The organism is Kineothrix alysoides, assembly GCF_000732725.1.
Classification (GTDB): Bacteria; Bacillota; Clostridia; order Lachnospirales; family Lachnospiraceae; genus Kineothrix; species Kineothrix alysoides.
In genome coordinates, this window is sequence record NZ_JPNB01000001.1 from 1,207,269 (window position 1) to 1,223,161 (window position 15,893).

The 15,893-nt window shown below is 41.0% G+C and carries 11 protein-coding genes and 1 tRNA gene; 11 read left to right on the top strand and 1 reads right to left on the bottom strand.

Features of this window, described 5'->3' with window-relative positions; all coding sequences use genetic code 11:
• Positions 1–4 precede the first annotated feature (4 nt).
• The 10 genes from CC90_RS0105700 to CC90_RS0105755 all read left to right on the top strand — a co-directional run bounded on the left by CC90_RS0105700 (position 5) and on the right by CC90_RS0105755 (position 14,132).
• Positions 5–5,125 carry a DUF5057 domain-containing protein gene (locus tag CC90_RS0105700; protein ID WP_031389841.1) on the top strand — a complete coding sequence of 1,707 codons (5,121 nt, stop codon included), beginning with the start codon at positions 5–7 and terminating at the stop codon, positions 5,123–5,125.
• Positions 5,126–5,360: 235 nt separating this feature from the next.
• Complete coding sequence (locus tag CC90_RS0105705; RefSeq protein ID WP_031389842.1) at positions 5,361–6,266, top strand: chemotaxis protein; 906 nt, start codon at positions 5,361–5,363, stop codon at positions 6,264–6,266.
• Positions 6,267–6,359: 93 nt separating this feature from the next.
• On the top strand, positions 6,360–7,154 hold the full coding sequence (locus CC90_RS0105710; protein WP_051869303.1) for a hypothetical protein: 795 nt from the start codon (positions 6,360–6,362) through the stop codon (positions 7,152–7,154).
• Between the two features lie 78 nt (positions 7,155–7,232).
• Positions 7,233–9,368 (top strand): hypothetical protein, encoded by a 2,136-nt coding sequence (locus tag CC90_RS0105715; protein ID WP_031389844.1) that lies wholly within the window; start codon positions 7,233–7,235, stop codon positions 9,366–9,368.
• A gap of 99 nt (positions 9,369–9,467) precedes the next feature.
• Positions 9,468–10,088, top strand: a complete 621-nt coding sequence (hisH, locus tag CC90_RS0105720; protein WP_031389845.1) for an imidazole glycerol phosphate synthase subunit HisH — start codon at positions 9,468–9,470, stop codon at positions 10,086–10,088.
• Positions 10,089–10,850, top strand: a complete 762-nt coding sequence (gene hisF / locus CC90_RS0105725) for an imidazole glycerol phosphate synthase subunit HisF (protein ID WP_031389846.1) — start codon at positions 10,089–10,091, stop codon at positions 10,848–10,850.
• 88 nt (positions 10,851–10,938) lie between these two features.
• Entirely contained in the window at positions 10,939–11,616 is a 678-nt protein-coding gene (locus CC90_RS0105730; RefSeq protein ID WP_031389847.1) for a uracil-DNA glycosylase, read from the top strand.
• A 379-nt stretch (positions 11,617–11,995) separates the two neighbouring features.
• Positions 11,996–12,712, top strand: coding sequence for a TrmB family transcriptional regulator (locus CC90_RS0105745; protein ID WP_031389848.1), 717 nt, complete (start codon positions 11,996–11,998; stop codon positions 12,710–12,712).
• On the top strand, positions 12,705–13,982 hold the full coding sequence (locus CC90_RS0105750) for a diaminopimelate decarboxylase (RefSeq protein ID WP_031389849.1): 1,278 nt from the start codon (positions 12,705–12,707) through the stop codon (positions 13,980–13,982). Before CC90_RS0105745 ends, CC90_RS0105750 begins: the two co-directional genes overlap by 8 nt.
• 67 nt (positions 13,983–14,049) lie before the next feature.
• Positions 14,050–14,132, top strand: a tRNA-Leu gene (locus tag CC90_RS0105755).
• Positions 14,133–14,204: 72 nt separating this feature from the next.
• Here the strand turns inward: CC90_RS0105755 and CC90_RS0105760 are convergent.
• Positions 14,205–14,606, bottom strand: coding sequence for a tyrosine-type recombinase/integrase (locus CC90_RS0105760; RefSeq protein WP_330373216.1), 402 nt, complete (start codon positions 14,604–14,606; stop codon positions 14,205–14,207).
• A 325-nt stretch (positions 14,607–14,931) separates the two neighbouring features.
• On the opposite strand from CC90_RS0105760, the gene CC90_RS0105770 reads away from it, so the two are divergent.
• Positions 14,932–15,420 carry a hypothetical protein gene (locus tag CC90_RS0105770; RefSeq protein WP_031389851.1) on the top strand — a complete coding sequence of 163 codons (489 nt, stop codon included), beginning with the start codon at positions 14,932–14,934 and terminating at the stop codon, positions 15,418–15,420.
• The last annotated feature ends 473 nt before the right edge of the window (positions 15,421–15,893 follow it).

A 15,893-nucleotide genomic window follows, 5' to 3' on the forward strand; every position in this document is an offset into this window, starting at 1 on the left:
GGAAATGAAAAGGAGAAGAAAGATTAGGATTTTAATTACCGGTATTCTCATAATAAGCCTTGGTCTTCCCTCCGCGGCATCCTTATATGCGAGGGAGACCTTAAACGGAATAAGCGAGAAGCGGGAATTGATTGCCTCAAGGGAGGATAGCACATACAAAATATTGGAGATTGTACCGGATAAAAGTGTTTCACGGGCCGGCTTCTATTTCGCAGGGCAGGAGCCATTTAGCATTTATGGTGAAGATGGAGAAATACTATTTGATTCATGGGAAGATGACGGGCAAAGTATCAGACCTTGGCAAAGCGTATTGGAGCTTTTTCCCAGTGAAGAGGAAAGACACGACTATTTAAATCTTTTGTATGATAGAATAAAGGCTGATGACAGAATTAAAGGCTTAGTGGAAAAAGAAGAGCAGAATAATCCGGAGCAATCACCCATCACTTATATGGAATATAAGGAAGTTTCAGAAGAAGAGTATGAAAAAGAACCGGATAAATATCAAAAATATGAAGTGGCAGCGGGCGAGAAACTCGGATATTTTAACCGTGTGGACTCAGAAGATTATACTGGCAAGCGTTATGATGTACAGTTTGTATATGACGGAGAAATGCAGGCCGATAGTGCCGGGAGCTTTTACCGGGTAACAGAAGAAGCACAAAAAATAGACGTATGGGATACTTCATGGGATTTTTGGGAGAATGGAGATGTATATGTATCTAATTCTGACGGAAGTTATAGCTACGCAGGCAAGTTAAAAGATATTAGGGAGGCATCCGAACAGGATACCGGTGCTGGATTGGGAACCGGGGAAACAGAAGAGGAAGGAACGGAAGCTTTGGAACCGGAGAATTCGGAGCTAGAGCCCTCGGAATCAGGAAATCCAGAATCGAAGCCCCCGGAATCAGGAAGTTCAGAATCGAAGGCTCCGGAATCAGGAAGTTCAGAATCGAAGGCTCCGGAATCAGGAAATCCAGAATCGAAGCCCCTGGAATCCGGAAGTACGGAATCGAAGGCCCCGGAATCGGGAAACCAGGAACCGAAGAGTCCGGAATCAGGAAACCCTGAACCGGAGAATACCGGATCGGGAAATGTGCAAGGGGAAACGGTTAATACAGAATGGAAGTTATATTCTGCGCCGGTTACAGAGCATCAGGATATACAAGATACTCCCGTTGCACTTGAGGAACCGGAGGAAGATAATATTCTTAATGAACCGGCAGCAGGGGAAGAAACGGAATATTGGTACTTAAAGTTCGAGAAAATAGAATATGAAGAACTGGAAGCAGATAAACAATATTATAGAGCAGGACATTATGAGGAATCTGAGGAAGGAGCATGGTTATTTAAGCTTATGACGGTTGATAGTCCTTATTTGGACACTGTTTTATTTGGAGACACTGTTATTTATTATGAAGGCGGTTTTATAAATAACGAGTGGTTTAAGCGTTATGCCTATGATATGGAGGAGGATATTTTAGATTCCTTCCAGACAAAAGTCACTGTGATGACTATTGACAAATTAAATAACTGGATGTCAGAAGGGCATTCCTATGAAGAATTTGATTTTATATTGATTCAAGATGGTTCTTTTGTGAGTGAGGATGGAGAGTTAAAAGGCGGATTTATTGATGGGGCCGATTTTGATAAAGAGAATGCAGAGCGGTTATTTTCGGATATTATATCTCACAAGATTCCTGCTGTAGTAGATTCGTCCATTGTATTTGCGAAAGATACGTCAGCAGAAGAAGTAAATATGGTGTTGAATCAGCCTATGAACAGGGACAAGCCATACCTGTGGAAGCTGGCAGCTTTATTGATGCAGGAGTCGCCGGACAAATTCATGCCACAGGACGCATCTGTTGCATTCAATTTTAATATGATTGATTCGGCAACCTGGCAATCGATAGAGGGACTGGAAGGCTTTGTAGCGGATAAGGATAAGAGCTATGTTAATAGAAATATTTACGTATGCTATGAAAAGTCATTTATAAATGAAGGGTTCGACCGTGTGATATGGAATGATTCTTCTCTCGGCCAGGAAAAAGTAAACGCAAATATGGAAGGTTTTGACGATGTTTTGCTTGAAATAGAGAACGAGAATATGTATCGGGAGGCTGAGGCTTCCTGGGTTGGAGAACCGCTTTCTACGGATATTTGTGAATCTGCCGTGTTGCGGTATATCATAAATTATGAATATCAGCGTGCCGTTTATTTAAAATCGAGTTTAAATATATTGGATATAGAGCCAACCATACCGGATAAGAATTCCTATCCGCTGACTGCCGGCGATGTTATGAAATGGATTGCGAAGGATAGTCCTATAACTATAGATAATATTAAGATTACAACGATGACCGTATCTGAATTCATAGGAAAGACGGAAGACTTAAATGCGAATTATGATATGATTTATATAGGGACCGATACGGACAAATTGAATATGCAGAATGAAAGGACAATATTTAATGACAGTTCTATGACTGGTCTGGTCTATTTCCATGCCGGAGACTATCGTTATTCGGATGCAAGGCTTGGCGGCTTGCTGCAAAGGGATTATTACAGTCCTACAAAGCTATACGAGTGGGTAAAGGTTCGCTATAGCGGCCTGGATTTAACGAAGGAAAAGCTTCAGGCTCTAAACTCCTATGCCGATGCCTCCTACCCGATTGTATTATCTGAAAATTTTTATACACAGGATTCCGAGGGTGAGACGATTATTAATGAGTCATATATAGATAACTCTTCATACATGTATGAATTCTCCAATGAAATGCTGAAAAAAAATAAAAAAAATGTATTTTCTAAAAAGATATTGGATGGGGCATCAGAAGGTGGAAAGGCGGGAATTAAGCTGTTTTCATTTTATATCAACAGACCTAAACTGAAATTAATTGATACGAGAGTTAAGTGTGATTATATAAGTCCAAATAATGTATATCAGATAGCGGTATCCGGTGGGGAATATATGCTGGAATATGGTTTTACGATTCAGAATATAGGAGCCGTTTCAGGCAATACGAAATACCATTGTGAGCTATATATTGATATCAATGCCGACGGAAAGTTTTCTCCTCTTGAGAGAATCGATGATATTTCCATTACACAGGGTAGTTCTTCAATACCGTCGAACGGGTTGACGGCAGGAGTTCCATATACTTTGCGCCGCAAAGTGCCTGACGGTTATAAAGGGGTGCTCAACTGGAAGATTGAGCTTGTGCAGGTAGATAATGATAATATTCGGACATCTATGTCCGGCTATAGCCAGATGATAGGACTTGAACCGGAAACAATTCGTATTTTACAAATATGCAGAGGACCGCTGTATTGGGACGGAGGAGCGGGCGCGCCCTGGCTTAGCGGTGGGGGCTGGTGGGGGGATTCTACCAACAGGCGCTTGAATCTGGAGGATGAGCTTAAAAATAATTCAAGTAATTATTATAAGCTTGTTCATGGAGGAATGATAAACGGAGTCAGTTACGAAGGAATTGAGGAAGATTTCAATATTGAGGTAAATTGTGTAACGATAGAGGAATTCCATGATATGTATGAGAGTGCTTCCGATAAGAAATCAGTTCTTCGCGATTACAATATGCTGATATTGGGCTTTTCTGACAGCTATCAGGATATAAAAGCAGAGTGCATTAATGGAGTCGGCGGCATTACTGAGTTCATCGAAAGTGGAAAAAGTGTGCTTTTTGCACATGACACCACTTCCTTCTTTAACTATGACTACAAAGCTTACGGATACCCGGATAATAAATTCGATGTGAATTCTTACGGAGTTGTAGATGATAGCGGAAATCGAAGGAACAACTATTCTTACCAGAGGTATACGACCGATTTGCCATGGTCATATAACCTGAATACCTTTGTACGGCCATTGGTAGGTATGGATCGATATGGTGTAAATGAGCTGAATATTGTGAAGGATGAAAATGGAACAGTAACATCAGTAAGCAATACGGAGAGAAGCAACCTTTTAAAAAAAGGAGCAGGGCTGCGTGTGTCGGATAATCCGATACTGAATACCCAAGGATATGATATTGCATATAAGGCGAAGTCCAATAAAACTGAGACGGTAGCGGAGGTACAAGGATACACTTATTCCGTCATCGCATTAAAGGATCAGAACACTACTGCAAACAGAAAAGGCGAGAGGAATCAATATTTAAATTTTAACTTTTCTAAAATAAGCAATGGCATGGTAAAGGATGGGCAGATAGTCGATGGAAATGGCCAGAGTGACATGAATGCAGTGCAAGTCAACGGCGGACTGATTACCACATATCCATATAAATTAAAAGAGAAGTTTCCTATTTCCAATACACATGCTCAATATTATCAGCTGAATCTGGATTCTGACAGCGATGCTGATGGAGAAGGTGACCTTGTTGTATGGTATTGCCTGGGAGAGGATCAAAGTGGAGGAGATAACATTTACTCTATTTCCCCCAATGATGTAGTGAATAATTATTATATTTATAACAAAGGGAATGTCACTTATACGGGCATGGGGCATAGTGGACGTCAAAGTGCTGAACCTGCTTATGTTGAGGAAGCAAAGCTTTTTATTAACACGATTATTGCTGCTTATACAGCCAGTGTAAGGTCTCCGGAAGTGATGATTATAAATGAAAAGACGCAGAGAAAACTGAATGATATTTATAGTTACTACGATGCAATGAATAATATACACTTAAATGACAACATGCAGGATTATCAGAAGGTGTACTTTACTGTTAATGATAATAACTTTGTAAAGGGTGACAGAAAAATTGCCGTTTCATTCTATAGGGAGGCACCGGAAGGGGATAAGGAAATAAGTTATAAAGGATATAACTACAAGGTTTTTGTCATGGAAGGACTGCCTGTTTTCCGGGGAGACGCTGATGATAATGATACCAATGATGCCCTCGCAGATAGTAACGCGCTTGTCAGCGGAGGTCTGTATTACGTGCGGATTCCGAGAACATTGCTGGAATATCGGGAAGGAGCAGGTGTAAGACAGTCTTTGTATGTTGAAGCCTGCGGTAAAATAAAGCGCTATAATCAGGAAATAACGACACCGGCTGTTTACGATAAAGTAGATATGGTTTCACTGCAATTATTTGAATTGGATTAATAAAAAAAAGAATAGTTTATGTCGTAAAGATGAACTGCTCCTATCAAACAAATGGGAGCAGTTTGGCCTGTAATCAATGGAAATATTAATAAAACAACATGTGAAATCAGAAAATCAGAAAATATAAATAAAATGGTATTTAATTGTATTTTTTTTTAGAAATGTATGTTATAATTAGTCAAAGTTAATGTGTTTTGGTAAAAATTGATGAATAAATGGCGTGAGGTGGATGAATATGGATACAAATATTCTGCTGGAAAATGGAACAAATGAGTTGGAAGTTTTAGAGTTCGTACTGGAAGGACAGCATTATGGAATAAATGTTGCTAAGATAAGAGAAATTATTCCTTATCAGGAAGTTACGCCGGTTCCGAATGCTCATCCGAGTATCGAAGGAATTTTTATGCCGCGTGATACGATGATAACGGCAATTAGTTTGAGAAATTGTCTTCAGATGAGGGAATATAATAATGAAGAATTGAACACTTCTTTATTTATAGTGACGAATTTCAATAAGCTTGATATCGCATTTCATGTAGATGCCGTTATGGGTATACATAGAGTTTCATGGAATCAGATCATCAAGCCGGGAACTACCGTTTCTACCAGTGAAGACGGAATTTCTACAGGTATTATTAAGATTAACGGTAAATTGATAATTATTTTGGATTTTGAAAAGATTGTTACCGACATCAATCCTGAGACGGGACTGAAGGTGTCTGAAATAGATGAACTGGGACATCGCCCACAGCGCAATGTGCCAATTTTAATTGCAGAGGATTCCCCTCTTTTGAATAAGCTGATCGTGGATTCTTTGAGGCAGGCAGGATATGTTAATCTTATCCATACGGAGAACGGAAAGCAGGCATATGATGTAATTACTGCATGCAAAGAGGATGGCACGTTGAACCAGCATGTGCAGTGTATTATTACGGATATAGAGATGCCCGTAATGGATGGACATCGTCTGACTAAATTGGTAAAAGAAGATGAAGAGACGAAAAACATTCCCGTTATTATTTTCTCTTCGTTAGTGAATGAAGAGATGAAGAGAAAGGGTGAAGCTCTTGGTGCAGATGCACAGTTGTCTAAGCCGGAGATTGGTAACTTGGTTCATGTAATTGATAGATTAATAAAGTAATATTAATAATACATAATATGGGATTAAAAAGAGCGGGATTAATTCCTCGCTCTTTTTTTGAGACTTCTTTGAAGAAACGAAAGGAATTACCGGATGGATGATATAAAGAAGCTTATGACGGATAGTATACAAAACGCAGATATGGTGCTGGTAGGTATCGGTGAAGAGTTTAGGGAGAATTTTTTGGAAATGAAAGGAAATCCCCAATATAAACATTTTTGGGATCGAGCAGAAGAGACAGAAGAGTATAACTGGATGCTTCCATATGTGGAAAAACTATACTTGCGGGAACACAAAAATGAGAAAATAATGAAAGCTTATGATGGACTTGGAAAGCTGTTGGAGGGAAAAAATTATTATATTGTCTCTACATGTACGGATGATTGTGTTTACGATGCCGGATTTGAGGAAGACAGGATAGTAACGCCCTGCGGCGGATATCGTTTTGTGCAGTGTGAGGACAATTGCGGAAACAGGATAGAGGAACCGGATGAGGAGGTTCTGGGACAAATACATCGTAGCATTAAAACCGGAGAAGAAGGGGTGAAAATAGATAAGCCGCTTTGCATAAACTGTAAAAAAAATCTGGTATTCAATAACGTAAATGCCGGCCATTATGCGGAGGAGGGTTACTTGAATCAGTGGAACCACTATACGAAATGGCTTCAGGGAACGGTGAACAGAAAGATCTGTGTTGTGGAGCTGGGGGTAGGAATGCAGTTTCCGACGGTAATCCGTTGGCCCTTTGAAAAAGTAGTTTTTTTTAACCAGAAATCCAGTTTTTTTAGAATACATAGTAAATTACATCAATTGACGGAAGAAATCAAAGAAAGAGGGTACTCTGTGAAAGAAAATTCGACAGATTTTATCATAAATTGGTTTGTCTAATGAAGATATGTATGATAAACTATGAAAGGAAGTATCAGTAATAAGAATATATAAATATAAGAAATGTGAGGGTGTTTCATGGGTTCAGATGAAGAATATTTGGATGACTTGCTTAAGTCCATCATGGAAAATGAAGATGAGAATGAAGACAATCCTTCAGAGGCGGAAGATGAAGCGGATACGGAAGTAATGACAGAAGGTACGCAGGAGAATGCACCGACTGATGGGGAGTTGGCAGTAGAGGATGACTTTTTCTTAAATGATTTTGCGATTCAGGAGCCTGATATAGACGATATAGATGCGGAGCACATGGATCTGGAGGAAGAAGCAGATACCGATTCTTCGGATATATCAGATATTATGTCGGCTGATGAAATCAATGCGATGTTTACGGGAACGGAAGAAGCTCCCGATGAAGAAGAAATTGACGAATCAGAAGTTTCTTTTGGAGAAAACTTGTTTAGCGAAGGGGCTGACGAGGGAGAAACGTCTGGCAGTGAAGAAGATTTTTTTGACGGCACGGGCGAAGTGCCGGTTGGTGGAGGAGAAATATTTGACGGCGTAGACGATGCATTTAATGTGGGAGATGCGCTTGCAGGATTGGATGATACATTCGACGATAATGGAGAGGCCCTTGACCACATGGATGATGCCTTTGCGAATGTGGAGGCTATGTTTGGCAGCGAAGAGGAAGAAAATAGCTCCGATGCGACTAATAATAACCGGGATGGAATAAGCTCCTTGCTGGGAGATGATAATGAGGAAATGGAAGCCGACGATATGTTGGCTTTGTTAGAGAGCATGTCTGCTGAAATGGGCGAGGAAGAGGAACTTAATGCGGGTGCTGCTGTGTCAGAAGCAGATCTTGCAGTTCCTGAGGAGGCTTCGGAAAAAAAAGAACGCAAGAAAAAGAAGAAAGCCTTCCCAAAGCTATTTGGTAAAAAGAAAAAGGGCGATGAAGAGAAAGTTCCGGATGAAAAAGAATCTGATGCGATAGAGGAAGAAACGAAGGAAATAAGTGAAGAGGCTTCGGCAGAGCCGTCTACAGGGGAACCTGCGCAGAAAAAGCAGGGATTTTTTTCAAAGGCACTGTCTTTTTTGACGGAATCTGACGAGGGCATGGATGAGGCTGAGAGATTGAAGGTAACCCATGGAATGGAGCCTTCGGATGAAAACCGGAATATCTTACAGGAGCTGGACGCTGAGGATAAAAAGAAAAAGAAGAAGAAAGCGAAAGGCAAAAAGGGAGAAGCTTCGGAGGACGGAGCAGCGGATGATAAAAAGGGAAAAGAAAAGAAGAAAAAAGAGAAGAAGCCCAAGCCGGTAAAGGAAGAGACTTCACAACCGGTAAGTGCTAAAAAGCCCAGGAAAAAAGTGTCCGTGAAAAATATTGCAATTATTACGGCGCTGTGCCTGACGCTTTCCGCTCTCGTAATTGTTATTGTAAGTGTTGTTCCGGATTTCTTCGAAAAGAGGACAGCACGGGATGCCTATTATGAAGCCGACTATGCGCAGTCGTATGAATTATTATACGGCAAAAAGCTGGATGAAAGCGATACGATTATTTACAATAAATCTAAGATAATAATGAGTCTGAACCGTAAGCTTTCTTCTTATCATAACTATATGAGCATGGGAAAAGAGCTGGAGGCTTTGGATGCGCTGATGATGGGCGTGGAGAAATATCCCGAAATTATTACGGAAGCAAAGGAATACAACTCGACGCAGGAAGTGGATGCAGTATATGCGACGATTCTGAACATTTTGAGCGATAAATATAATCTATCGGAGGAAGTGGCCAAGGTCATCATAGACTATGATGATTTGACTTATACGAGGAAGCTGGAATCTATTGTATATAAGACTCCTTTTATGCTGCCTGTGGAAGAGGAGCAAGCAGAAGGCAGTGAAGCGGCTTCCGCGGATATACTTCCTGAAGAGCAAGACCTTATAGAAGAAGATAGTCTTTCGGAACAAGTTTCGCCTGCTCAGCAGGTGTCAAATTCTTCCGCTTCGGATTCTTCGAATGAGGCAGCACAGGATGAGGAACAGTTGCCTTCTGATACTGCGGATAGTGCATCAGGTACCGGTAATGCTCCGGTGCAAGAGCAGGTTGTCGAGGCTCCGACTCAGCCTGAGGGGTCTACAGGAAGTCAGGGACAGTTAATCCAGGGTGTAAAGCAACCGTTAGAGTTCCATATAAACGGAAATTAACGTTGTTATTTTTGGAATTTTGTGCAAAACAGTATAAAGTACCTCGCGGAATAGTGGCTGTGGATAGCAGCAAATCAACGACAATGGGAAGTGACAAAAATGGTAGCAATAATTGATTATGATGCGGGCAATATAAAGAGTGTGGAAAAGGCGCTTCTCTTTCTGGGCGAAGACGCGGTGGTTACCAGAGATAGGGATAGGATTCTTATGGCTGACCGGATAATTTTACCGGGAGTCGGTTCTTTTGGTGAAGCTATGAAAAGGATTCGCGGATATGGGCTGGAGGACGTGATAAAGGAAGCTGTGGACGAAAAGATTCCTTTTCTTGGCATTTGCCTGGGGCTCCAGTTATTATTCGAAAAAAGCGAGGAAAGCGAAGGGATAAGCGGGCTCGGGGTTTTGGATGGAGAAATCGTGAGGATTCCGCCAAAAGAAGGGCTTAAAGTTCCTCAAATAGGGTGGAATTCCTTGAGCTATCCGAATAAGGGAAAACTTTTCGAAGGAATATCGGAAAACGCTTACGTATATTTCGTTCATTCCTATTATTTGAGAGCGAAAGACGACAGCATTGTTACGGCTACGACGGAATACGGTGAGCAGCTGCACGTTGCGGTAGAGAAGGATAATGTTTTTGCTTGTCAATTCCATCCGGAGAAGAGCTCGGATATAGGATTGCATATTTTGAAAAATTTCATTCATATTCTAAAGGAGGGGAAATAGATGTATACAAAACGTATTATCCCTTGTTTGGATGTGCATAACGGAAGAGTCGTAAAAGGGGTCAATTTTGTAAATCTTAAGGATGCAGGCGATCCGGTGGAAATCGGCGAAGCATATGATAAGGCGGGCGCGGACGAGTTGGTTTTCCTGGATATTACGGCGTCCTCCGATGCCAGAGCTACTGTCGTGGATATGGTGAGGAGGGTCGCAGAACGCGTATTTATTCCCTTTACTGTTGGCGGCGGCATACGGACGGTGGAAGATTTTAAAGTTATTCTTAGAGAGGGTGCGGACAAGGTATCCATTAACTCATCTGCGATAAATACTCCTTCTCTTATCAGTGAGGCTGCGGATAAATTCGGAAGTCAATGCGTGGTAGTAGCTATCGATGCGAGAAGGCGGCCGGATGGTTCCGGATGGAACATATATAAAAACGGCGGTCGCATAGACGTAGGCATGGATGCGGTAGAGTGGGCAATGAAAGCGTATAAGTTAGGCGCGGGAGAGATATTGCTTACGAGCATGGATTGTGACGGAACGAAGAACGGCTATGATATCGAGCTTACAAGTACGATTGCGAATAGCATTCCTATTCCGGTCATCGCTTCCGGGGGAGCTGGCTGCGAAGAAGATTTTTATGCTGCGTTGACAGAGGGAAAAGCGGAGGCAGCTTTGGCAGCGTCGCTGTTCCATTATAAGGAGCTGGAGATAAACCAGGTAAAGAAATATTTGCAGCAAAAAGGCTTATCCGTAAGATTATAGGCATCTTGTATTTAAAATTGTGTAATTGCATTTGTCTAAAAGTCTTCGGGCCTTGAAATATATGATAGTAAAGGAGCAGGCTACGAACATGGCTATGATTCAGAATGACTGGCTGGATTCTCTGCAACCGGAGTTTTCCAAGCCTTATTATAAACAGTTGTTTCAATTCGTGCAGAACGAATATAGTAAGACGGTCGTTTATCCGCCGGCGAATGATATTTTCAATGCATTTCATTTCACGCCGCTTCATGATGTTAAAGTAGTGCTGCTTGGGCAGGACCCTTATCATAACGAGCGTCAGGCACATGGATTGAGTTTTTCCGTTTTGCCGGAGCAGAAGGAAATTCCGCCCTCATTGCAGAACATTTATCAGGAGCTCAATGAGGATTTGGGGTGCGATATTCCGAACAATGGGTATTTGAGAAAGTGGGCGGAGCAAGGCGTTCTGCTCTTGAATGCGGTACTGACAGTTCGGGCACATCAGGCGAATTCTCATCAGGGAAAGGGCTGGGAGAAGTTTACGGATGCGGTAATAGAGGCGGTGAACGCACAGGATAGGCCTGTCGTATTCTTTTTGTGGGGAAGGCCTGCTCAGAATAAAGCACCTATGTTGACCAATCCGAAGCATTTAATTCTTAAAGCACCGCATCCTAGTCCGCTGTCTGCATATCGTGGATTTTTCGGATGCAGGCATTTTAGCCAGGCTAATGAATTTTTGAAGGAAAACGGGATAGATCCGATTGATTGGCAGATTGAAAATATATAATAAATATATAGTGAATATAGTGACAAGATTAATATTTACGCTGTAATGACAAAGATCCGAGGCCTTGTGGAAAGCTTCGGGTCTTTTTTATCACAGGAAGACAAACGATGCGCAGCTATGCGCACAGAACAAAAGCTGTGCTGTCAAAGTATTTGGCCGTTAGAGTGCGCAGGGTACACTTTTGTTCTCAGGATAAGATTAAAGGCAAGGCAATGGATAATTGAGAAAAAATATCAACTTTAGAATAGCTGTTGACAAATGGCGCATACGGATATATAGTATTCCTATAAAGGAACACTAAAAATGCAAGTAAAAAAAGCAAAACAAACCAATGAAGAGATTTCGAATTATATTGGGGATACAATAAGGGGAAGAGAAGATGGATGAGACGAGTATATTAGAACGGATGATGTTATTCGGTCTGACGAGAGTGGAGGCTGGCATTTATATATGTCTTTTTAAAAGCGGAGAGCTTACCGGATATGAGGTGGCAAAGCAGACGGGGATTTCCAGATCTAATGTCTACAGCGGTTTATCCGGCTTGGTGGATAAAGGGGGAGCTTATCTCATAGAAGGCATATCCAGTAAATATGTGGCTGTTCCGATAGAAGAATTCTGTGACAATAAGATAAGAAACATGAAGCGGGACAAAGAATTCCTTGTGAAAAACATGCCGGCAGTAACGGCGGCGGAAGATGGATATATTACGATTGAAGGGGCCAAAAATATAAAGGATAAGATTCTTACGATGTTAGATAACGCAAAGCAGCGTATTTACCTATCGGCACCGGAAAGCTTTATTCAAAGTATTGAAACGGAGCTTTTAGAAACTGTCAGGCGAAAAATAAAGCTAGTCCTCATTACAGATAAAGATGTAGGGATGAGCGAAACGATACAATATCTTACGGATAAAAAAGAAAACCAGATTCGCCTTATCATAGATTCTCTTTATGTACTGACGGGAGATATCCAAGGGGAGAAGTCGGATACTTGTTTGTATTCAGGCCAGAAGAACTTTGTAAATGTTTTTAAGGAATCGCTTAGAAATGAAATAAAATTAATTGAACTTACCGGAGGAGAAAAGAAAGATGAGTAGAAAAGCATTTGTAACAAAAGAAATCATAGAAGAAATTGTCAAAGAATATCCGACGCCCTTTCACATTTATGACGAAAAGGGTATACGGGAAAATGCACAGGCTGTAAAAGAAGCTTTTGCGTGGAATGAAGGATTTAAAGAATATTTTGCGATAAAGGCAACGCCCAATCCTTCTCTCATACAGATATTGAGAGAGTATGGATGCGGATGCGACTGTTCCTCTATGACGGAGCTCATGCTGAGCAAGGCGCTGGGTATAACCGGAGAGGATATTATGTTTTCCTCCAACGATACGCCTGCGGAGGAATATGAGTATGCGGCGAAGCTGGGAGCTATCATTAATTTGGACGATATAACACATATTGAATTTCTGGAGGAGACGATAGGAACGCTGCCGGAGACTATGAGCTGCCGTTATAATCCGGGAGGAGTATTTGTCATGAGCAACGGCATCATGGATAACCCGGGCGATTCCAAATATGGCTTCACCACGGAGCAGATGTTCGAAGGCTTTCGGATTCTGAAGGAAAAGGGAGTGAAGAATTTCGGTATCCATGCATTCCTTGCGAGCAATACGGTAACGAATGAATATTATCCGATTCTGGCAAAACAATTGTTTGAAATTGCGGTTCAGTTGGAGAAGGAGACGGGAGCAGATATTAAGTTTATCAATTTGTCGGGCGGCGTTGGAATTCCTTATCAACCGGGTCAAGAGGGAAATGATATCCGGGAAATCGGTGACGGAGTACGCAAAGTATATGAGGAGATTCTTATTCCGGCAGGTATGGGAGACGTAGCCCTTTATACGGAAATGGGACGTTTTATGATGGGTCCTTATGGTGCTTTGGTTACGCAGGCGATTCATGAAAAGCACACACATAAGGAATATATAGGCGTGGATGCGTGTGCGGTGAATCTGATGAGGCCTGCTATGTATGGTTCCTATCATCATATTACCGTCCTTGGCAAGGAAGAAGAGGCATGTGATTACAAGTACGATATAACGGGTTCTCTCTGTGAAAACAACGATAAGTTCGCCGTAGACCGCATGCTCCCAAGAATTGATATGGGAGACTATATGGTCATTCATGACACAGGAGCACACGGATATTCGATGGGATATAATTATAATGGAAAACTAAGATCTGCAGAGTTGCTGTTAAAAGAGGATGGAAGTACAGAATTGATAAGAAGAGCGGAAACTCCTAGGGATTATTTTGCTACTTTCGATGCACTGGATATTTATAGCAAATTAGAGGAAGAATTTTAGAAAATATGCTTGTCAATAACGACCGAGTGTGGTATTATAAACTTCGGTCGTTAGATATTGACGATACGCCGGCGTGTCGGAATGGCAGACGAGGCAGACTCAAAATCTGTTGTGGGCAACCACGTATGGGTTCAAGTCCCATCGCCGGCAGCAAATATCAGCTCTTTAACTTCGGTTAGGGAGCTTTTTTATATCCCTCCGGCAAGAATCTGTTTCGTTTCCTCACCTTGCTTGTGTATCCGATTCTTCGTTATTGTAGTAGGATGCAATAAACTTTTCTTTTTTCGGCCTTTCTACACGGTCAGCCGGATTTGATTTAATCAGCCCAACTTGAAAAGCATATAGTAGAGCTTTTCTGATATTGGCGTGTCTGTGAATTACTGTGTTAGCGGTAAGCCCTTGTTTCAATTCTGACTGATAATATTCTTGAATGTACTTCGGGTTTTCTTTTAAGTCGGTCAGGGTGCACTGCTTATCCCTCAAATATGGTACGACACGCTTTTTGCGAGTACTGCGGTATGTTGCAAAAGTGGATTCTTCTACACACTGTTTCATCATATCCAGCCATCCCCGTATGACAGATTGAAAGAAAAGGAATAGGAAGTCAAGAAGCGACAGACAGATTCTAGAGTAACAAACAAAGACCGGGGAGCTAGATGGTTTTCCCTAGTTTCTATTTTAGTATATGATCCCATTTATCTGACTTTATCCATCTTGCAAATCTAGGTTGATAATATTTTACTTCTTCATTTTCCATAATGACCTCCACTAAGTCTCAGTTTAGTTACTTAAAAATCACTGCTCCTGTTTCCGAAACTCACACTTGACAATGAAGAATTATTTTTGGTAAACTAACTAAGTCATATTTATAGCGCGTATAATGGTTCAGCGCACCTCCTTTTCATAAGGAAGTGCGCTATTTTTTTCTCGCACCAAGAAAGGAGACACTATGGAATTTTTTATGAAACTGCCACGTTCAAAACGTGAATTTGCACTTTTTATTGCAGTGATTTCTATCATCTCAGTTAATATTATTGCCCCAATAATTACTTGTCTTGAAATAGGCTTTAGCTTCAAGGTTTACAAAGAGGTTTTAACTGTCCTGCCATTTATCTGGATTGCCGTTATTACACTTGTATTATTAACCTTCAAGCCTGCTGAATGGTTAACTGGTCAAGTTGTCACAAAAGGAGACAGCTTTAAAGCAACTGTAACCATCAACATTCTCTGTTCAGTATTTATCCTATCTATTTTTCTTACCATAATTGGTACTTGGATTGGCAGCCGAAAAATTAGTCTTGATCCTATTTATTGGTTTTTCTACAAGTGGCCAAAAAATTTTGCAATTTCATTAGGTGTTGAACTATTTATCGCTCAACCGGCAGCTAGATTTGTCATGTTAAAATACCATTTATTAACATCGGCGCAAACTGACTAAATCCCCCCCCTGCATTCTTCTTGTCCCTGCCTAACACACAATGGGCAGGGATTATCTGGCTCAGGTGTATAACAATCTGGACGTTCACCATTTGTTGCCAATTATGATACCGGGTTTTCATGAAGGAGCTCCACCTCCTTCCGTTATTTAATTATATTTTAATTTATTTAATTATATCATAGGTACATGAAAAAAGTATTAACTATTTACACACGTATATCTAACACTGTTCTTTTAAAATTAGCTTTTCCGACAGTCTGAGACGCTCATAAATGAACGTCCAAAGTGATACTATTTTCTGGCAATCCAACGCAGTTCTATATTTGAACGTTGCGTAGTGTTCGCCTAGTACATAGTCAATTACATATGTCTTTGATATCATGTAAGCAGAACGGATTTTTGATTTGTCAGCTCCTTATAGTTTTTTGTCAATGGTAGGTACTGACTGTAAAAGTTGATTGTTCTTCTTGTTT